Genomic DNA, 19299 nt, shown 5'->3' on the forward strand with positions numbered 1-19299 from the left:
GACGTGCTGGCCTTCATGACCTTCCCGAAGGCGCACTGGCCGCAGACCGACTCGACCAACCCGCTCGAGCGCCTGAACGCCGACATCAAGCGCCGCACCCACGTCGTGGGCATCTTCCCCAACGATGGGGCCATCACCCGCCTGGTCGGTGCCATGATGCTGGAGCAGAACGACGAGGGGTCGCTGAACCGTCGATACATGCAGCTTGAAGGCCTCCAGTCGCTCTGCGATACTGCCCCGGCTCGGCTGTCCGCTGTGGCACGCTGAGTACCGTGTAGCTCAGCCTATCCGGGCTGTGGACCTACACCACGTCGCGGGACGCGACCCCATCGGACGCAACGACTCGTTGCGATCTGCTATCCAGATACTTGGCTATCCCATTGATCTAAAACAAAAAATCCCCAACCTCCAGGCTGGGGATTTTTTGGCAAGTGTGAGAATTTTGGCAAGTTAGATGAAAACCTACAAACCTACACATCCAGATTCGCTGCCCGCAGGGCGTTGGTTTCGATGAAGTCGCGGCGGGGTTCGACTTCGTCGCCCATGAGCATGGTGAACACGCGGTCGGCTTCGATGGCGTCGTCGATCTGCACGCGCAGCAGGCGGCGCACGGCGGGGTCCATGGTGGTTTCCCAAAGTTGCTCGGGGTTCATTTCGCCCAGGCCTTTGTAGCGCTGGCGGCCGACGGTGTTTTCGGCCTGGCGGATGAGCCAGTCCATGGCTTCGCGGAAGCTGGCCACCGCGGCTTCCTTGGCGTTGTCGCCGTTGCCGCGGCGCACGGTGGAGCCTGCAGCGATGAGGCCGTGGAAGGTCTGTGCGGCCTGCGCCAGCACGGCGTAGTCGGCGCCGTGGACGAAGTCGGCGTGCAGCACTGTGGATTTGAGGTTGCCGTGGTGTCGGCGCACGATGCGCAGATAGGGCTTTTCGGTGCGCGGATCGACCTCGGCCAGCACCTGCGGCGCTTCGCCGTGGTCGGTGTGCTGCGCCAGATAGGCGGCGAGCGCGTCGGCGCTGCCTTGGGGCGCATGGTCGAGGTCGATGACCACGCCATCGACGATGGCGCGCAGCGCCTGCTCGTCCATGAACACGCCCAGACGGGCGATCACGGCCTCGGCCAGAACGTGCTGGCGGGCGAGTTGTTCGAGGGTTTCGCCCGCCAGCGGCGAGGGGGTGTCGGGGCGGTGGATGGCGGCGTCTTTGAGCGCCACGCGCAGCAGGTAGGCGTCGAGTTCGGCGCCGTCTTTGAGGTACTGCTCGTCCTTGCCGTGCTTGACTTTGTAGAGCGGCGGCTGGGCGATGTAGATGTGCCCGCGTTCGACGATCTCGGGCATCTGGCGGAAGAAGAAGGTGAGCAGCAGGGTGCGGATGTGCGCGCCGTCGACGTCGGCATCGGTCATGATGATGATGCGGTGGTAGCGCAGCTTGTCGATGTTGAAATCGTCCTTGCCGATGCTGGTGCCCATCGCGGTGATGAGGGTGAGGATTTCGTTGCTGGTGAGCAGCTTTTCGAAGCGCGCTTTTTCGACGTTGAGGATCTTGCCGCGCAGCGGCAGGATGGCCTGGAACTTGCGGTCGCGGCCCTGTTTGGCCGAGCCGCCGGCGGAGTCGCCCTCCACCAGGTAGAGCTCGCACAGGGCGGGGTCTTTTTCCTGGCAGTCGGCCAGTTTGCCGGGCAGGCCCAGGCCGTCCATCACGCCCTTGCGGCGGGTCATTTCACGCGCCTTGCGCGCGGCTTCGCGGGCACGGGCGGCGTCGATGATCTTGCCGCAGATGATCTTGGCGTCATTGGGCGTTTCGAGCAGGTAGTCGGACAGCGCCTTGGCCACGAGGTCTTCGACCGGCCCGCGCACTTCGCTCGACACCAGCTTGTCTTTGGTCTGGCTGCTGAACTTGGGGTCGGGCACCTTCACCGAGAGCACGCAGGTGAGGCCTTCGCGCATATCGTCGCCGCTGATCTCGACCTTGGCTTTCTTGGCCAGTTCGTTGTCGTCGATGTATTTGTTGATGACCCGGGTCATCGCCGCGCGCAGGCCGGTGAGGTGGGTGCCGCCGTCGCGTTGCGGAATGTTGTTGGTGAAGCACTGCACGGTTTCGGCATAGCCATCGTTCCACTGCATGGCGACTTCCACGCTGATGGTGGTGCCCACCTCGGAAGCCTTTTCCGCCTGGGCGTAAAAGATGTTCGGGTGCAGCACACTCTTGCCGCGATTGATGTATTCGACAAAGCCCTTCACCCCGCCGGAGAAGGCGAAGTTCTCTTCTTTGCCCTGGCGCTCGTCGACCAGACGGATCTTGACGCCGTGGTTGAGGAAGGACAGCTCGCGCAGGCGCTTGGCCAGCACTTCGTAATGGAAGTCGACGGTGGTGAAAATCTCCGCATCGGGCAGGAAGTGCACTTCGGTGCCGCGCTTGTCGGTCTTGCCGGTGACGGGTGCGGCGGAGACTTCCACGCCATCGATCATCTGAATCTGCCGGTTCTGCAGCGCGCCTCGGGCGAATTCGAGGGTGTGCACATCACCATCGCGCCGCACGGTCAGTCGCAGCCATTGCGACAGGGCGTTGACGCAGCTCACGCCCACGCCGTGCAGACCGCCGGAGACCTTGTAGCTGTTCTGGTTGAACTTGCCCCCGGCGTGCAGCTCGGTGAGGGCGATTTCGGCCGCGCTGCGCTTGGGCTCGTGCTTGTCGTCCATCTTGACACCGGTGGGAATGCCCCGCCCGTTGTCGGACACGCTGATGGAGTTGTCGGAGTGGATGGTGACGACGATGTCGTCACAGAATCCGGCTAGGGCTTCGTCGATGGAGTTGTCGACGACTTCGAATACCAGGTGGTGCAGACCGGTGCCGTCGGAAGTGTCGCCGATGTACATGCCGGGACGTTTGCGCACCGCTTCGAGTCCCTCCAGGATTTGAATGGAATTTTCGCTGTAGCTGTCGTTCTTCGGTTCGTTCATCAGACACTTTCAAAAACGGATGCCATGGCCATCCATGGAAAAAATCGATGCGGTGAGGCCGGGTGAGGCAGGGCCGGAGCCGGGGCGAGCGCCGGGTCAGATCCGCATGGGCATGACCACATACTTGAAATGGGGTTCGTCGGGCATGGTGAACAGGGCGCTGCTGTTGCCGTCGAGCAGTTCGAGCCGCACCTGATCCGAGGTCATATTGGCCAGAGCATCGATGAGATACGCGATGTTGAAGCCGATCTCGATGGCATCACCACCGTAATCGACATCGATCTCTTCCTGGGCCTCCTCCTGCTCGGCGTTGATCGAGGTCAGCCGCAGCAGGCCGGGTTCGAGGTTGACGCGCACGCCCTTGAACTTGTCGTTGGTCAGAATGGCCACGCGCTGCAGCGCCGCCTGCAGGGTGCTGCGCTCGACCTGCAGCATATTGCGGTGGCCTTTAGGCACGACGCGCTGGTAGTCGGGAAACTTGCCTTCGATGAGCTTGCTGGTGAATTCCAGCCCGTCCATGGTAAGGCGGGCCTGGTTGCTGGCCAGCGCGATGTCGATCATGGCCTCGTCGTCGTCGCTCAACAAACGCGAGAGTTCGAGCACGGTCTTGCGCGGCAGGATGATTTCGCGGCGCGCAACCGCTTGTTCCAGCGGCGCGGTGGCCAGGGTCATGCGATGGCCATCGGTGGCCACCAGATGCATCTGCTGCCCCTCGGCGACCCACAGCATGCCGTTGAGGTAGTAGCGAATGTCGTGCTGCGCCATGGCGAAGTGGGTAAGGCCGAGCAGGCGCTTGAGCAGCTTTTGCGGCAGCCGCAGAGTAGGGCCATGAGCGGCAGGGTCGGTGAAGTCGGCCGCGGCGCGCACCAGAGGAAAGTCTTCTGCGGGCAAGGTCTGGAGACTGAAGCGGCTCTTTCCGGCGCGTACCGTCATCTTGCCCTCGCTCCATTCCAGCGTGACCGTTCCGGGGCTGGCCGCGCGCAGGATGTCGAGCAGCTTGCGCATGTTGACCGTGATCGCTGCGTCTTCCGCGCTCGTCTGCACCGTCTCACCGGCCTGGAGGCGGATCTGCACTTCCATATCGCTGGTGATGAACTGGGTGCCTTGAGCGTTGTGCTGGATCAGCACATTGGCCAGGATGGGCAGGGTTTGGCGGCGTTCGACGATGCCCGCTCCCTGGCCGAGCAGTTTGAGCAGTTCATCGCGAGAAGACGTCAATCTGTTCATTCTTTCTTTTCCTTTATTCAGAATAGGACTGATAGTAAGGGGCGGCCCAGCTTGTGGATAAGACAAAAAGTGCAGTGTTCATGCGGCTTGCATCGTTGCAAGGGGCTGTGGACAAACAGCCGGGAGACAAAGGACGGTTTGGAACAACTTGCCTCGAGCCGCACGACTTGCCGATTTATCCAGAAATTCTTCACACCCTACACAACGACTTGTTCTTCTTCTACGGGTTGATGCTGCGTTCGCGCCGGATTTGCTCGCAACCTCTCAGGCCTTGAGCGTCTGTTCCAGCACGTGGAGCTGCTGGTTGAGTTCCTGCAGCTTGGTACGTTCCTGGCCGATCTTGCGCACGGCATGCAGCACCGTGGTGTGGTCGCGCCCACCGAACAACTCGCCGATCTCCGGCAGGCTTTTATGCGTCAGTTCCTTGGCGAGGTACATGGCGATCTGGCGAGGACGCGCGATGCTGGCAGGACGTTTTTTGGAATACATGTCGGCCACCTTGATCTTGTAGAAATCGGCGACTGTTTTCTGGATGTTTTCCACAGATACCTGCCGGTTCTGTAGCGAAAGAAGGTCTTTGAGCGCCTCTTTCGCCAGGCTGATCGACACGTCCTGCCCGCTGAAGCGCGCATAGGCCAGGATCTTGCGCAGCGCGCCTTCGAGCTCGCGCACATTGGAGCGCACGTTCTTGGCGACAAAAAACGCGACTTCCTCAGGCAGGGTGGTCAGCTCAGCATCGGCCTTGCGCAGCAGAATGGCCACGCGCATCTCCAGCTCAGGCGGCTCGATGGCCACCGTCAGGCCGGAATCGAAGCGGGAGACCAGGCGCTGATCCATCTCCCGAAGCTCCTTGGGGTAGGTGTCGCTGGTGAGGATGATCTGCGAGCGCTTGGTGATGAGCGCCTCGAAGGCGTAGAAAAACTCTTCCTGGGTCTTGTCCTTGCCGGCGAAGAACTGCACATCGTCGATCAACAGCAGATCGAGCGAGTGGTAGTAGCGCTTGAATTCCTCGAAGGCCTTGCGCTGATAGGCGCGTACCACTTCGCTGACGAACTGCTCGGCCTGCAGGTAACGGATGCGCGCGCCGGGCTGTTGCGCCAGCAGCGCGTTGCCGACGGCATGCATCAGGTGGGTCTTGCCCAGGCCGACGCCGCCGTAGATGAACAGCGGGTTGTAGGAACGACCGGGGTTTTCCGCGACCTGGATCGCCGCGGCGCGGGCGAGCTGGTTGGCCTTGCCGGTGACCAGCGTCTCGAAGCTGAGCATCGGGTTCAGGCGTGAGCGCTCCAGCGCGTCGGCTTCGACGGTATCCCGGGACAGGCCATTGCCGCCAGCAGGCTGAGCTCCAGGCGCATCGTCCGGTTCCGGGGCAGATGCCTCGGTGTTGGGCTGAGATGATGGGGTGCCGACAGGCGGCCGCAGCCCATGAGTCCCGCTGTGATGCTGGGCCGGGCGGGCGGGCGTCTTCTGCACCATGAAATCGACCTGCACCGGGCGACCCACGACGGCACTGAGCGATTCGGTGATGCGGGCACCGTATTGCGAGCGCAGCCAGTCGAGCTTGAAGCGGTTGGGCACGTTGAGCACGGCGGTGCTGCCGTCTTCGCTCCAACTTGGAGCCGACAGTGGCTTGATCCAGGCTGCGAACTGTTGATCGGGAATGACCGTAGCGAGCTGGGCGCAGCACTGCTGCCAGGATTGTTCGTGAGTCATGCAGAAAACGAGGTTGGAATCGGTTCCCCAGGCCCTTCGTCTTTGGCGGCGCCAGTCGGGAAACGGGGTTGCTCAACGACTGTATCAGGGGGCTTGGCGAGGGTGAAAAAATCGGCTGCGAACGCCAAGCGAAAGCCTGTAAGTTTAACTCCGCTGCACAAGTTATCCACAGACCGGGGGCGCTTTTTTTGCTGTGAATCGGGTTCGCGAGGGAGGTTGCGAGGGGTGCTTATGGTGCAAGGCCTGTACGGCTTCGGATGGGGCAAATGGGCATGGAAAAAGAGGGTCTTGATTGACAAGCGGAGTGAAGCCGATTCCAATAGAGGGCTTTTTTTGAAGAATCTAGGCCTTCGATCGGCCAGGATTTGCGCGCCGCCCGGCGCGATCAATCAAGTCGGTGCTTCAAACCGGACGGCTGTGATGTTGGCCGTTTTTCCATCAAGGTGAGTTTCATGAAACGTACGTATCAACCTTCGAAGACCCGCCGTCAGCGCACCCATGGCTTTTTGGTGCGCATGAAGACCAAGGGTGGCCGCGCGGTGATCAATGCCCGCCGCGCCAAGGGTCGCAAGCGTCTGGCGGTCTGAGGTCGTCAGGCCATTGGGTTTGAGCGGTCTGCGGGTCTCGCTTGCAGTCCGACGGTGTCGCGCACGCCGAGGACGCGACACTCGATCCTTCCACCGCACTTCCGAGTGCCATGAATATTGAAATGCTGCGGCAACCCGACGCGTTTGCCGCGCTTTTTGCTGCGCGATACTTTCAGCAGGCCGAGTTCCGCCTGCACTACCGCGCGGCGCCTGCCGAGTGGCTGCAGGGGGACGCGGCCCCCAGGTGTTGCTGGCTCGGACTGGTCATCCCCAAAAAATTCTGCAAGGCTGCCGTGCGCCGCAACCTCATCAAGCGGGTGATGCGCCAGGCGTTGCGCGAGCTGCATCTGCCCGAGTTCGCCCAAATGCAGGCGCCGGTGCTGATGCTGCGTTTGACGCGCAAGCTGCCGACGGATTTCCGCAGTGCGCGCTCGCCGGCCTTGCTGGCTTATGTGCAGCAGGCGGTGAACGCTTTGCTCAAGGCCTGGATCGAACGCACGGTGATCCTGGCTGAGCGGGGTTCCGCATGAAACACATTCTGATCGGGCTGGTGCGCTTGTACCGTCTGCTGCTCAGCCCCTGGGTGGGCGGGCAGTGCCGTTTCTACCCGACTTGTTCGCAGTACACCATCGAAGCGCTGGAACGACACGGTGCGGCGGCGGGAACCTATCTTGGAGCCGCGAGAATTCTGCGTTGTCAGCCCTGGTGTCTAGGCGGGCATGAGCCGGTGCCCGAGGTTTTTACCTGGGCGCCCTGGCGTCATCGCGACGAAGCCGATGCCCAGGCGCAACAAGAGGCTGGCGACGCGACGCGGGATGCGTCACCGCCCGCCATGCACAATAGCGCGTCGACGTCGGAAGAATCGGTTTCGCCCGCAGCGTCCGGCCCTGGCGCGAGGGCGCCAAAACCCCCGTCTCCACTCCTCTCTTCCAAGCTCTGAGGTCTTCGGGCCCTTCTGCATCACTTCAACAGGATTTGCGTATGGATCTCCGCCGTTCGGTTCTCTGGGTGGTATTCACCATGTCGATGATTTTTCTGTACAACGCATGGTTGCGCTACAACGGTGAGACCGATTTGTTCGGCACGCCGCCGGCCCATCCCGCGCACGTGGCGAGCGCGCCGACCAGCGCCGTGCCGCAGGCTGCGCCCAGTGCGGCCACTCTGCCGAACGCCACGAGCACGGCCTCGGGTGCGCCTCTGGCCGCGCCCACCGCGGCGGCTTCATCGGCACGCGCTGCGCAGATCGTTACCGTCCATACCGACTTGATGGAAGTGAAGATCTCCTCGCGAGGTGGCAATCTGGTATACGCCAAGCTGCTCAAGTACGAGAGCCGCACCGAGCCGGGCAAGAACGTGGTGCTGTTCGACGACACGGCGAACAACAAATACATGGCGCAATCGGGCCTGATCGGCGGCGACTTTCCCAACCATGAAACCGAGATGACGGTGCTGCCCGGCCCGCGCGACATGGGCGATGCCAAGACCCTGCAGGTCAAGCTGGTCTCGCCCGATCTGGGCGGCATCAAGCTCGAACGTACCTACACCTTCACCCGCGACAGCTATGTGGTGAATGTGCAGAACACCATCACCAACACCGGCACCCAGCCGGTGAGCCCGCAGATGTATATGCAGATCGTGCGTGACGGCAATACCCCGCCGGGCGACGAATCGCACTTCTATCACACCTATACCGGCCCGGCGTACTACGACAACGCCAACAAGTTCCAGAAGTTCGAGTTCAAGGATCTGAAAGCCAACGAGACGCCGAAAAAGGTCGACAGCGGTTGGGTGGCCATGATTCAGCATTACTTCGTCTCGGCCTGGGTGCCGCAGCCCTACGAGGGGCCGCGCGACCTCTACACCCGCAAACTCGGCGAAAACCTCTACGCCGTGGGCGTGATTCAGCCACTTGCGCAGATCGCGCCGGGCAAGAGCATCAACACCGACGCCAAGCTATTCGTCGGCCCCGAGCTGGAGAGCACCCTGGGCGCGCTCGCCCCCGGCCTGGAACTGGTGAAGGACTACGGTTGGGTCACCATCCTGGCCAAGCCCATTTTCTGGCTGCTGGAAATGATCCACAAGGTGGTGCAGAACTGGGGCTGGTCCATCATCGTGCTGACGCTGCTGATCAAGCTGGCGTTCTTCCCGCTGACGGCGGCCAGCTACAAGTCGATGGCCCGCATGAAGGCGGTCGGCCCGCGCATCAACGCGCTGCGCGAGCAGTACAAGGGCGATCAGGCCAAGATGAACCAGGCCATGGTCGAGCTGTACCGCAAGGAGAAAATCAACCCGCTGGGCGGCTGCCTGCCCATCGTGATCCAGATCCCGGTGTTCATCGCGCTGTACTGGGTGCTGCTTTCCAGCGTGGAACTGCGCGGCGCACCGTGGATTCTCTGGATTCACGACCTCTCGGCCAAGGACCCGTACTACATCCTGCCGGCCATCATGACCGCCACCTCCTTCCTGCAGGTCAAGCTCAACCCGACGCCGCCCGATCCGATGCAGGCGCGGCTGATGTGGATCATGCCCGCGGCGTTTTCCATCATGTTCTTCTTCTTCCCGGCCGGTCTGGTGCTGTACTGGCTGACCAACAACACCACCTCGATCGCGCAGCAGTGGTTCATCAACAAGAAGATGGGTGTGGGCGTGCTGACCGACACCGCGGCCAAATAAGGCTCGGCGGGAGACGCGCTGGCGCTGGGCCATGAATCTGCTGGCGCGTGACGGCGATCCGATCGTGGCGGTGGCCACCGCGCCCGGGCGCGGTGCCGTGGGCATCGTGCGGGCCTCGGGCAAGTCGCTGGCTGACGTGGCCCGCGCCATCACCGGACGGGAGCTCGTCGCGCGTCATGCGACCTATCTGCCGTTCAGGGACGCTCGGTGCGAGGTGATCGATCAGGGGCTGGCGCTGTACTTCCCTGCGCCGCACTCCTACACCGGCGAGGACGTGCTGGAGTTGCAGATCCACGGCGGGCCGGTGGTGCTGCAACTGCTGCTTGCCCGGCTGCTCGAACTTGGGGCGCCCTTGCGCCTGCGGCTGGCCGAACCCGGCGAGTTCACCCGGCGCGCGTTTCTCAATGGCAAGCTCGATCTGGCGCAGGCCGAAAGCGTGGCCGATCTGATCGATGCCAGCACCGAAGCGGCTGCCCGCAGCGCCACGCGCGCGCTGGCTGGCGAGCTGTCGCGCGCTGTGGGCGAGCTGGCCGCCGAGCTGGTCGAACTCAGACTGCTGGTCGAAGCCACGCTCGATTTCCCCGAGGAGGAGATCGATTTTCTGCGTCAGGCGCAGGCGCAGCAGCGCTTGCAGGCTCTGCAGCAGACACTGCAGCAGGTACAGGTCAGGACGCGGCAAGGCGCGCTGTTGCGCGAGGGGCTGCGCGTCGTTCTGGCCGGACAGCCGAACGTGGGCAAGAGCTCTTTGCTCAACGCCCTGGCGGGCGCCGAGCTGGCCATCGTCACGCCCATTGCCGGCACCACGCGCGACAAGGTCAGCCAGACCATCCAGATCGAGGGCGTGCCGCTGCATATCGTCGATACCGCCGGGCTGCGCGACAGCGCCGACGTGGTGGAGCGCATCGGCGTGGAGCGCAGCTGGCACGCCATTGCCGACGCCGATGTGGTGCTGTTCCTGCACGATCTCACCCGCTTGCATGCGACGGGTTATGCCCAGGCCGAGGCCGACATTGCCCGCGGGCTGCCCCAGGGCGTGCCGCTGCTGCATGTGTTCAACAAGCGCGACCGTGTCGATGTCGCAACGTTGACCTTGCAACTCCCGCAAGTCTGGTCGGATTGGGGGATGGAGGCGGGCGAATCAGTCTGGATCTCGGCCGCCAGCGGCGAGGGCCTGCAGACCTTGCGCTACCAACTGCTTGCCCTGGCCGGGGCGCAGCAGGGCAGTGAAGGCGTGTTCATCGCGCGCCAGCGGCATGTGCAGGCCCTGGCGCAGACGCGGCAGCACCTCGACGCCGCCCTGCGCCTGATCGAGCTCGACGCGCAGGCGCCGCTCGACCTTCTGGCCGAGGAGCTGAGACTGGCGCATCAGGCGCTGATGGCCATCACCGGGCAATACACCCCGGACGATCTGCTCGGCGCGATCTTCTCCAGTTTCTGTATCGGCAAGTAGCGCCGCGCCGCAGGATCAGCCCCGCCGAGGATTCAACCCATCGGCATTGAGCAGGGCGCTCATGTCGCCAGCGGCGAACTGCTGGATGATACGAAACGCCTGCGCGAACATCTGTTCGTAGTGTGCCTGTTCGACGAAGCCGATGTGAGGCGTGCAGATGGCGTTTTCGAGCCGCAGCAGCGGATGGCCTTGCAGAATCGGCTCGGCCTCGAACACGTCCACGGCGGCCAGCCCAGGCCGCCCGCGGTTGAGCGCGGCCACCAGGGCGTCGGGCGCGGTGAGCTCGGGCCGGGCGGTGTTCACCAGCAGCGCCGTGGGCTGCATTAGCGAAAGGTCGGCCAGGGTGACGAGATGGCGCGTGGCGTCGCTCAGGCGCAGATGCAGGCTGAGCACATCGCTGCTGGCGAACAGCTCTTCTCTTGAGCCCACGGCCTTGAAGCCATGCGTGACCGCGAGCGCGCGCGAGGCCTCGCTGCCCCAGACCTGCACCTGCATGTCGAAGGCCTGACCGTACCGGGCCACGCGCTGGCCGATGCGGCCATAGCCCCAGATGCCCAGCGTCTTGCCCGCCAGCCTTTGGCCCAGACCGAAGTTCGGTGGCATCGACTGCGATTTCAGCCCCGCCTGCTGCCATGCGCCGTGCTTGAGGCTGGCGACGTATTGCGGCAGCCGACGCATGGCGGCCAGCACCAGCGCCCAGGTCAGCTCGGCGGTGACGCCCGGATCGGTCTGCCCGTCCGCAACCGCAATGCCCAACTCGGTGCAGGCCTGCACGTCCACATGCGGGCCGATCCGCCCCGTCTGAACGATGAGCTGCAACTTGGGACATTTCTCCAGAAGCGCCCGGCTGATGGTCGTGCGCTCGCGGATCAGCACCAGCGCCTGCGTGTCGCGCAGACGCACGCTGAGCTGCCCCACGCCCTTGACGGTGTTGTTGAAAATCTTGAGATCGTGGCCATCGAGATGCTGCGCGCAGTCGAGTTTGCGCACAGCATCTTGATAGTCGTCGAGCACGGTGATCTGCATGGCGGTCGGTCCGGGGAAAACAGCAGAGTCGGCCAGTGTAGACCCTCACTCGTGCGCTGCAGAAAGTCGCCGGACCGTGACGATCCGTAATGCCCCGATTAGGAGTTACCCGATTTTGCTGCGTTGCAGCTTGCATCTGCCACCGCCCACAGAATATAAGTAGCCCTTGATATATGCCTGTCTGCCGCGCAGTTTGAAATCGATGCGGCAACGGTCAGACGACATGGAGACCGCAATGGATGTCAAGGGGAAGTGGTTGTTGCCGACGAGTCCGCAGAAAACCTGGGAGGCGCTCAACAATCCGGAAGTGCTCAAGGCCTGCATCCCAGGCTGCGAATCGATCACGGATACCGGGTCTGGCCACTTCGAGGTCGTGCAGGTGCTGGCCGTGGGTGGATTCAAGACCCGGTTCAGCAGCACGCTCACCCTGGAAGATCCCAACCCGCCGCACAGCTATGTCTTGCGCTTCGAGGGCAACGCGGGAAGCGCTGGTTTCGGCCTTGGGCGCGCCCTGGTGGCCCTGCAGCCTACGGCCGACGGCGGCACGCAGATGAATTACCAGGCTACCGCCGAAGTGGGCGGCGCCATCGGGCAATTGGGCAAGGGCACGGTCGACAGCACGGCGCAGAGTCTGGCGGAGACGTTCTTTTCGCGCTTCGATCAGGTCATGCGCGGGCAGCTTCCGGTGGATGACGGGGCCGGCGTGCTCGATCGCCTCTGGGGCATGATGCCGCCCTGGGCCTGGGCCGTGTCCACCCTGGTGCTGGTCTTCATCGTGTACTGGGGCCTGCACGGCACATGGTGAGCATGCCGCAGGGCAAGGTGGGCGTTGGGCCGCCGTTAGGCAGGCGCCACGGTCGGGCTTTGGACCGGCCTTATTCGGCAGGGCAGAGCGCGCGCACCACGTTGAGCACTTGCTGGCTCTTGATGTGATAGTGCACGAAGCGCCCGCGTCGGGTGGCTTCGACGATGTTTTCGGCGCGCAGTTTGGCCAGTTGCTGTGACAGCGCGGCCTGGCGCATGCCGACTTCGTGTTCCAACTCGCGCACACAGCGCTCGCCATCGAGCAGCAGGCACAGAATGGCCAAGCGCTCGCGGTGCGCCAGCGCCTTCAGGATGCGCACCACATCTCCACCGGCCATGCTCTCCAGCCGCGCCAGCCGGTTCTGCGGCGTGGGCAGGATGAGATGAGGCGCGTTGGTGGAGGTGGACTGAGGGGCGATATTCATGATTTGGAGTTTATGAATATCAATTCCCAAGGTTTTGATTCAACACAATAAAAAGAGTCATCGACCGGGCGCGAACCGAATCGGGCCCGCCCGTCGGACCGCCCGAGCCTACGGAACACGGCCCGACGCCAGTTTGGGTAAGCTGCCAGACTTTTCCCGGCCTAGTCCACTGCCCATGACCCACGTTCTGCGTCATCCCCCCGTTCGTCTTGCCCTGCTGTTCTGGGGCATAGGCGCGGCGGCCTATATGGTGGGGTTCTTTCTGCGGGTCACGCCGGGCGTGCTCAATGTCGATCTGATGCGCGATTTTCATCTCAATGCCGCGCAACTGGGCAATCTGGCTTCGTTCTATTTTTATTTTTACGCCGCCTCGCAGATCCCGACCGGGATCGCCAATGATCGCTTCGGCCCCAAGATCCTCATCGTGGTCGGACAGGCCATCACCGGCATCGGGGCGTTGTTGTTCGCGCTGGCGGGCAGCTTCGAATCGGCGGCGGTGGCGCGCGCCCTGATCGGCCTGGGGCATGGAGTGGCCTGGGTGTCTTTGCTCGAACTATCGGCGGCCTGGTTCGCGCCCAGGGTGTTCGGCACCATGTCGGGCCTGTCGCTGGCCCTGGGCACGCTCGGCGCGGTGCTGGCGCAGGCGCCCTTGCTGATGTTGTCGCACAGCTTCGGCTGGCGATGGGTGCTCGGCGCGGTCGGGGTGCTGTGTCTGGGCTTGTCGTTGCTGGCGCTGCTGCGCATCCGCAATCGGCCCGAGGACCTGGGTTTCGACGGTTACCTGCCCGCGCGCAGGGTGCCCACGCTGGCCGAGGTCGGGCGCGGCCTGGGGGAAGTCTGGCGCTATCGCAATACCGTCCTGCTGTTCATGGCGCCGGGTGGGGTGTGCGGCGCGTTTCTGACTTTCACCACGCTCTGGGGCATGCCGTTCCTGACGCAGCAGCGATCACTGCCCGCGGGACAGGCTTCGTGGGTGGTGGCGGCCATGCTGGTGGCGTTTTCCGTCGGCGGCGTCTTGTGGGGGCGGATTTCGGATCGCTGGCGCCGTCGCAAGGCGCCCTATCTGCTCGGCGGGGTGATGATGCTGACGGGCTTTTCGCTGCTGGTGTTCTGGCCCCAGGCGCCCTGGGTTTTGATGCTGCTCGGGCTGCTGCTCAGCTCGGTAGGCTCGGGCGGCATGGTGGTGGGGTTCGCCTGGGCCAAGGAGTCGGTGCCTCAGCGGCTCGCTGGCACGGCCTCGGGCGTGCACAACACTGGGGTGATGGTGGGCGCGCTGGTGCAACTGCCCTTGCTGGGCTGGGTGCTCGATCTGTTCTGGAAAGGCCAGCAGTCGGGTGGGGTGCGCTTGTACGACGGTGTGGCGTTTCAGGCGGCCAACGGGGTGTTGCTGGCCTGGATTGCGGTGTCGGTGCTGTGCGTGCTGCTGGCGCGCGAGACGCACGCACGGCCCCTCGCAACGAGTTGAGCGGGGCCGACCTGCGTGCGCTCAGTGGGCCTGCAGCGATTGACGTGATAGCGCCGAATAGCGGTCGAGAAAATCGTCGATCTCCTCGCTGCTGGGCTCCTGGGCGATGAGTTGCTGCACGCTGTGGCGAAAGCCCTCGGCCGCGCGACCGCCCAGAAAAATTTCCTTGCGGGCGAATTTGTCGACGATTTCGTAACCTCCGCGCGACAGATCGGCTTCGGCACCATCCTGTGAAGCCTGTGCGCCCGACCAATCGAGCTGCAGGACACAGAAGGCGTCTGAGTCATAGATCATGGTTTGCATGGTGTTCCTCCGCTGGATGGTGGGGAGATAGGGTTGCTCCAAGCAAAATTCAAGCCTGTGGTCTTCCGGGGCTGTGTCTGCACTCCAGATCGGCCTTCCCATGTCTGCATAACGGCACGGGATGGGCCGGGGTTGACCCCTCGGGGTGCGCCGTTTTCTCATGGCGCGGCGGAGGTAGGGGCTTGAGGCAGGGCCTGCTGCTCGGCGTGATCGAGGGTGAAGAGCAGGTAGCTGTCGGCGGAGTGCTGCAGTCGGATCTGCACCGGGAGGTTCTGCAACTGCGGCGACAGCCAGATCTGGGCGCCGAGCTGGTTGGCGTCTTCGGCGTGACGCACGATATGCCAGCAGGACAGCGGCCCTTCCGGGGTGGACACGGTGGTCATGCCGGCGACGGTGAAGGTCCAGTCGGCCATGCCGCTGGGCCGGGCCACGGCGAAGGTGAGCTGGGCGCCGGGCTGGAAGGCCTCAGGATCGCGGGTGAGGCGGTTGGCGAGTTGCAGAAACAGGCTGGCGCTGTCCTGCACATGGGGTTGCAGCGGCAGAACCTGGGGGCTGGCGCTGAAGTGCAGGGTGCCGTCGCTGCGGTCGAAGCGCACCGATTTTTCGCGGGTGAAGATGCGCTCGGTATAGCGCGTGGGCGCGAGCCAGTTGCCGTCGATGCGGCCGACGCTGCGGTAGGCAAAGCCGATCAGCGCCTGACCTTCGAGGGTGGCTTCGTAATGATCGCCGTCGACGGTCCACACCAGGGCACCGCTGCCGTGCAGTTGGCCTCGCCAGTAGCCGGTGATGGTGTAGCTCAGTCGGGTGGACGGCGGCCAGGCGCGCGCTGAGGCCGGTGCCGCATCGCTCACGGGCGCCGAAGCCGACGACGCGGGCGCGCTCTGCCTCGCCGAGCTGTTCTCAGCCTTGCCGGCCGGAGCCGCACCGGGTTGACTGATGGCTCCGGGCGCGGCCTCCCCGCCCAGACTGGAGGCGACCTTCGGGCTGGGCGCGGATATTGGCGGCTGTGGCGCGCTGGTCTGCGGCGCAGGTGAGGACGCGGCAGCGGCCGGATCAGTGTCTGCCACCAGGGTTCGGTGCGGGCTGGGCGGCGGTGGTGTTTCGGGACTCGGCGCGGGCGCCGGGGAGACCGGGCGATGCCTGGACGGCTGCCGTGGCTTGGGCGCGGCGGCGTGTCGGGGCGGTGCCGTGGGTCGAGGCGGGTGGACGACGGGTGGCACGGGCTTGAGCAACTGGGTGTAGATCGGCTCGGGAAGGCGACCGCTGGCCCAGGGCGCAAAGGCGTCGCCCAGCCAATGCAGTGCGAGCAGATGCAGCAGCAGCACGCCCAGGCCGAGCAAGGCCATTGCCCACCAGGTCCGCAGCCGACGCCCGCGGCCCTCAGGTGGCATGGCGGCAACCTTTCGGACGCGCGGGGCCGCGTGGGCAAACGAGCGGGGCAGTGCGTGCGAACATGCCTCTCATTCTGCCGGGCGTCTGCCGTTCATCATGGACGGTGCGGGTTTTCGCGGTAGTCGGCCGCGCGTATGCTGCGGCCAGGGAGTGACATTGACTCCCAGGCAAGACCCACGAGGAACGAGTCATGGCGCAGATACCGGAGTTCAAGGATTTCATGCCGGGCCTGGAGTTTTTCCAGACCTTGCTCAGGGGCGCGGGCATGCCGTCGCAGTTTGCCAACTGGGTGGCGCCGACGCTGGACGTGGAGGAGCTGGAGCAGAGAATCACCGATCTCAAGGCCGTGCTGGGCTGGCTCGAAACCCACACTCGCATGACGCAGAACATGATTCAGGCGCTGGAGGTGCAGCGCATGACGGTGCAGGCGCTCAAGACCATGAATGTGGACATGCAGGCTTTCGCCAAGGGCATGGTGGCCGAGCCATCGCCCGCCGAGCGCGAGGCCCCAGAGCCGCAACAGGCACAGGCCGAGCCTGCCGCGCCCCTGTTCGATCCGATGCAGTGGTGGAACACCATGACGCAGCAGTTCACCGAACTGGCGAATCAGGCGCTGCAGGAGGGTGGGCCGATGCACCCTCAGAGCACGACAACCGCCGCACCCGTCAAGATGCCTGCAGCGCGCCCGCCTGCTGCCAAGAAGACGGCGAACAAAGCAGCGAAGAAGGCCGCGACCAAGCCCCGCGCCGCCACCGGAGCGCGCAAGACGGGCACCGGAGCCAAGCCAGCGGCCAAGCGCGGCAAGGCCGCGCGCTGACCCGCGTCGCTTACATGCCGACCCAGCGCACCAGTTCCTGCGCGGGCATGACGCCGGACTGGCGTTTCACCTCCTGCCCGCCGCGGTACAGCGCGAGGGTGGGGATGCTGCGAATGCGGTTGCGCACCGAGACCTGCGGATTGGCGTCGGTGTCGACCTTGGCCAGCACCGCGCGGCCCTTGAGCAGCGTCGCGGCCTGCGCGAATTGCGGCGCCATCATCTTGCAGGGCCCGCACCACTCGGCCCAGAAGTCCACCAGAACGGGCAGTTCGCTCTTGGCGATGAAGCGATCGAAACTGGCGTCGGTGAGGGTGATGGGCGCGGCCGGGAGGAGATCCTTGCCGCATTGACCGCAGACGGGCGAGTCGCCCAGGCGGTCTTCGGGGACGCGGTTGAGCGTGGCGCAATGGGGGCAGACGACGAGCATGGCGGGCTATTGGAGAGCAGGAACGCGGAAGACAAGAACATGCGGCACGGCGCGATGGTTTTCAAGGGCTGGCCTATCCGGCGTACATTGCGGTCATCGATCCGACCCTCATCCCGCCCATCATGCCGAGAATCGCGTATCTGCCCCAACATCACACCGAGCCCGAGGACCTGGTGGCGGCCATACGCCAGCGGCGCGGTGGCGAGCTGCTCAATCTCGATCGCATGCTGCTGCACAGCCCCGCCTTCGCGCGAGGCTGGAACGACCTGCTGGGCGCGGTGCGCGGCGAGCTCGAACTCGACGCCGATCTGCGCGAGCTGGCGATCTGCGTGGTGGCGCGACTCAACGGTGCCGACTATGAATTCATGCATCACGCGCCGCTGTTTCTGGCCGCGGGCGGAGCGGCCGAGCAGCTCGCCCTGTTGCACGACATTCCCGCCGCGGTGGAAAATCGGCTGGCGTTCTCCACCCGAGAGCGGGCGGTGATGGCGCTGACCTATGACATGACGCGGCGCGTGCGGGTCAGCGAGGCGCATTTCGCCGCCATCCGCGCCCTGCTGCCGGCGCAGCAGGTGGTGGAACTGGTGGGCGTGGTGGCGACGTACAACATGGTGTCGCGGTTTCTGGTGGCGCTCGACGTGGGCATTGAAGACCGGTCTGGGTCGGAGCCCGCGCATTGACCCCAGATCGCAGGCAACCCACGCCGAGGAGACGACATGACGCATTTCTGGCTGCTTGCACTGCATTACCGCACCCTCAGTCTGATCGTTCTGGGCTTGGTGCTGGCGGGCCTGACCCTGCTCACCAGCTCGCGCGCGGCGCACGATCTGCGCGTGGCGCAGGTGCTGTTGCGGTGGTTTTTGCTGTGTGCGGTTGGCGTGGGTTTTCTGGTGCTGGGAGCGCAGCATCTGCTGCCGGGCGCAGCGCCCGACCCGGCGCGGTTTCAGCTCGGGCTGGCGGCGCTCGGCATGGCCGCGGTCGGCGTGGCCGCGGCCTGGGGCGATCTGGGCGCGAGGCTGGCGGCCTTGATCGGGCCGTCGGTGTGGATCGTCGGCGCGTTGCTGGGCCAGGCGGCGGCGCCGTCAGCCCTGTTCGGCCCCGCCGATCTGCTGCTGCCCCTGGTGGGCTTCGCGCTGCTGGCCTGGCAGTTCAGGGCGCAGCGGCACCGTAGCGTGTTTGCGCGTTCGCGGCTGTGAGCCTCGACGAAAACGCGGCGAGCTGGCGCAGGCCGTCTATGGTGCGCACGCCGTACCAGCTGGCCCATTCTCCGGGGATGCAGTGCACGGCCGGATGCAGGCCGCGGCGTGCGAGCAGCTCGCGCACTTCGTCGGCATGCCTTGGGCCGAAGCGATAGGGCTCGCTCGACAGCAGCACCGTGTCCACCTGGGTCAGCCAGTCGGCAGACCAGTCGAAGGCCGGATAGCGGGTGGAACCCGGCTGGTGCAGCCCGTCGCCGCCGCGCACGTCGGGCAGGGTGTGCAGGCCGACGGCTGCGAGACTGCGGCTGATGTAGGTGTCGCGGGCGACGGTCATCCACGGCTGGCGCCAGATCAGATAGAGCGCATGGTGTGGCGGCGGGGTGGGCGGCAGGCTGTCGAGCGCCAATCGCATCGCCTTGCGCAGCGCCGCGGCACGCTCGGGCACACCGGGTACGCCCGCGAACGCCGCGCCGAGCAGGTCGAACAAGGCGAGGTTGTCCTCCGGCGTCTGCGGATGGGTGACGATGACCTGCGGCACGAAGCGGCGTAGCGCCTCCACGGTGTCACGGGTGTTTTCGTCCACGTTGACCAGCACATGGCTGGGGCGCAGCGAGCGCAGCGCATCGAGGTGGACATCCTTGGTGCCGCCGACCTTGGGCACGGCGCCGACCTGGTCGCGGGGATGGATGCAGAACCCGGTGCGGGCGACGATCTGCGCCTGCAGCCCGAGCGCGAACAGGGTTTCCGTCAGGCTGGGCACCAGGCTGGCGATGCGCGCCTGCGGGCCCGCCGCGACGACGGGCTGGCCGATGGCATCGTGCAGGGGCATGAGGAGAG

General features: G+C 64.8%; 19 protein-coding genes and 1 pseudogene. 11 read left to right on the plus strand and 9 right to left on the minus strand.

The window, feature by feature from the left end:
- Window positions 1–267: transposase (locus tag ASC45_RS14255; RefSeq protein ID WP_174514729.1), on the plus strand; the 267-nt coding region annotated here is incomplete at its 5' end.
- A gap of 203 nt (window positions 268–470) precedes the next feature.
- On the opposite strand, the gene gyrB is transcribed toward ASC45_RS14255, so the two are convergent.
- The 3 genes from gyrB to dnaA all read right to left on the minus strand — a co-directional run bounded on the left by gyrB (window position 471) and on the right by dnaA (window position 5894).
- Window positions 471–2954 carry a DNA topoisomerase (ATP-hydrolyzing) subunit B gene (gyrB, locus tag ASC45_RS14260; protein WP_055451703.1) on the minus strand — a complete coding sequence of 828 codons (2484 nt, stop codon included), beginning with the start codon at window positions 2952–2954 and terminating at the stop codon, window positions 471–473.
- 96 nt (window positions 2955–3050) lie between these two features.
- Window positions 3051–4181: a DNA polymerase III subunit beta gene (gene dnaN / locus ASC45_RS14265; RefSeq protein ID WP_055451704.1), complete on the minus strand. Its 1131-nt coding sequence runs from the start codon at window positions 4179–4181 to the stop codon at window positions 3051–3053.
- A 264-nt stretch (window positions 4182–4445) separates the two neighbouring features.
- Window positions 4446–5894, minus strand: coding sequence for a chromosomal replication initiator protein DnaA (dnaA, locus tag ASC45_RS14270; protein ID WP_055451705.1), 1449 nt, complete (start codon window positions 5892–5894; stop codon window positions 4446–4448).
- 452 nt (window positions 5895–6346) lie between these two features.
- Between dnaA and rpmH the strand changes: the two genes are divergently transcribed.
- From rpmH to mnmE, 5 genes and pseudogenes are all read left to right on the plus strand, one after another.
- Window positions 6347–6481: a 50S ribosomal protein L34 gene (gene rpmH / locus ASC45_RS14275; protein ID WP_055451706.1), complete on the plus strand. Its 135-nt coding sequence runs from the start codon at window positions 6347–6349 to the stop codon at window positions 6479–6481.
- A 110-nt stretch (window positions 6482–6591) separates the two neighbouring features.
- Window positions 6592–7011 (plus strand): ribonuclease P protein component, encoded by a 420-nt coding sequence (locus ASC45_RS14280; RefSeq protein ID WP_055451707.1) that lies wholly within the window; start codon window positions 6592–6594, stop codon window positions 7009–7011.
- Window positions 7008–7214: pseudogene (yidD, locus tag ASC45_RS16095) on the plus strand (membrane protein insertion efficiency factor YidD); the annotation flags it as partial. The gene ASC45_RS14280 and the pseudogene yidD, both read left to right, overlap by 4 nt.
- Window positions 7215–7462: 248 nt before the next feature.
- Window positions 7463–9154, plus strand: a complete 1692-nt coding sequence (yidC, locus tag ASC45_RS14285) for a membrane protein insertase YidC (protein WP_055451708.1) — start codon at window positions 7463–7465, stop codon at window positions 9152–9154.
- Window positions 9155–9185: 31 nt separating this feature from the next.
- The gene (gene mnmE / locus ASC45_RS14290; RefSeq protein ID WP_055451709.1) at window positions 9186–10604 is read left to right on the plus strand and encodes a tRNA uridine-5-carboxymethylaminomethyl(34) synthesis GTPase MnmE; all 1419 of its coding nucleotides are present in this window, start codon (window positions 9186–9188) and stop codon (window positions 10602–10604) included.
- A 15-nt stretch (window positions 10605–10619) separates the two neighbouring features.
- Here the strand turns inward: mnmE and ASC45_RS14295 are convergent, their stop codons facing one another.
- Window positions 10620–11630 carry a D-2-hydroxyacid dehydrogenase family protein gene (locus ASC45_RS14295; RefSeq protein WP_055451710.1) on the minus strand — a complete coding sequence of 337 codons (1011 nt, stop codon included), beginning with the start codon at window positions 11628–11630 and terminating at the stop codon, window positions 10620–10622.
- Between the two features lie 235 nt (window positions 11631–11865).
- Here ASC45_RS14295 and ASC45_RS14300 point away from each other — a divergent pair, with 235 nt between their 5' ends.
- Window positions 11866–12435, plus strand: coding sequence for an SRPBCC family protein (locus ASC45_RS14300; RefSeq protein ID WP_055451711.1), 570 nt, complete (start codon window positions 11866–11868; stop codon window positions 12433–12435).
- Between the two features lie 70 nt (window positions 12436–12505).
- Here the strand turns inward: ASC45_RS14300 and ASC45_RS14305 are convergent, their stop codons facing one another.
- The gene (locus tag ASC45_RS14305) at window positions 12506–12859 is read right to left on the minus strand and encodes an ArsR/SmtB family transcription factor (RefSeq protein WP_055451712.1); all 354 of its coding nucleotides are present in this window, start codon (window positions 12857–12859) and stop codon (window positions 12506–12508) included.
- A gap of 175 nt (window positions 12860–13034) precedes the next feature.
- Here ASC45_RS14305 and ASC45_RS14310 point away from each other — a divergent pair, with 175 nt between their 5' ends.
- On the plus strand, window positions 13035–14324 hold the full coding sequence (locus tag ASC45_RS14310) for an MFS transporter (RefSeq protein ID WP_055451713.1): 1290 nt from the start codon (window positions 13035–13037) through the stop codon (window positions 14322–14324).
- A 21-nt stretch (window positions 14325–14345) separates the two neighbouring features.
- Here the strand turns inward: ASC45_RS14310 and ASC45_RS14315 are convergent, their stop codons facing one another.
- Both ASC45_RS14315 and ASC45_RS14320 read right to left on the minus strand, forming a co-directional pair.
- A complete protein-coding gene (locus tag ASC45_RS14315; RefSeq protein ID WP_055451714.1) occupies window positions 14346–14627 on the minus strand; it encodes a BTH_I0359 family protein in 282 nt (93 codons plus the stop codon).
- Window positions 14628–14785: 158 nt separating this feature from the next.
- On the minus strand, window positions 14786–16018 hold the full coding sequence (locus tag ASC45_RS14320) for a DUF3108 domain-containing protein (RefSeq protein WP_055451715.1): 1233 nt from the start codon (window positions 16016–16018) through the stop codon (window positions 14786–14788).
- Window positions 16019–16209: 191 nt separating this feature from the next.
- On the opposite strand from ASC45_RS14320, the gene ASC45_RS14325 reads away from it, so the two are divergent.
- Window positions 16210–16836, plus strand: a complete 627-nt coding sequence (locus tag ASC45_RS14325) for a PhaM family polyhydroxyalkanoate granule multifunctional regulatory protein (RefSeq protein ID WP_055451716.1) — start codon at window positions 16210–16212, stop codon at window positions 16834–16836.
- Between the two features lie 10 nt (window positions 16837–16846).
- On the opposite strand, the gene trxC is transcribed toward ASC45_RS14325, so the two are convergent.
- A complete protein-coding gene (gene trxC / locus ASC45_RS14330; protein ID WP_055451717.1) occupies window positions 16847–17263 on the minus strand; it encodes a thioredoxin TrxC in 417 nt (138 codons plus the stop codon).
- Between the two features lie 122 nt (window positions 17264–17385).
- Between trxC and ASC45_RS14335 the strand changes: the two genes are divergently transcribed.
- Window positions 17386–17943 (plus strand): carboxymuconolactone decarboxylase family protein, encoded by a 558-nt coding sequence (locus ASC45_RS14335; RefSeq protein ID WP_055451718.1) that lies wholly within the window; start codon window positions 17386–17388, stop codon window positions 17941–17943.
- 36 nt (window positions 17944–17979) lie between these two features.
- A complete protein-coding gene (locus ASC45_RS14340) occupies window positions 17980–18459 on the plus strand; it encodes a DUF6790 family protein (protein ID WP_055451719.1) in 480 nt (159 codons plus the stop codon).
- Here ASC45_RS14340 and ASC45_RS14345 read toward each other — a convergent pair.
- Window positions 18413–19291, minus strand: a complete 879-nt coding sequence (locus ASC45_RS14345; protein ID WP_055451720.1) for a helical backbone metal receptor — start codon at window positions 19289–19291, stop codon at window positions 18413–18415. The two genes, ASC45_RS14340 and ASC45_RS14345, sit on opposite strands and share 47 nt — an antisense overlap.
- Window positions 19292–19299 lie beyond the last annotated feature (8 nt).

This window comes from Thiomonas bhubaneswarensis, from assembly GCF_001418255.1.
Classification (GTDB): domain Bacteria; phylum Pseudomonadota; class Gammaproteobacteria; order Burkholderiales; family Burkholderiaceae_C; genus Thiomonas; species Thiomonas bhubaneswarensis.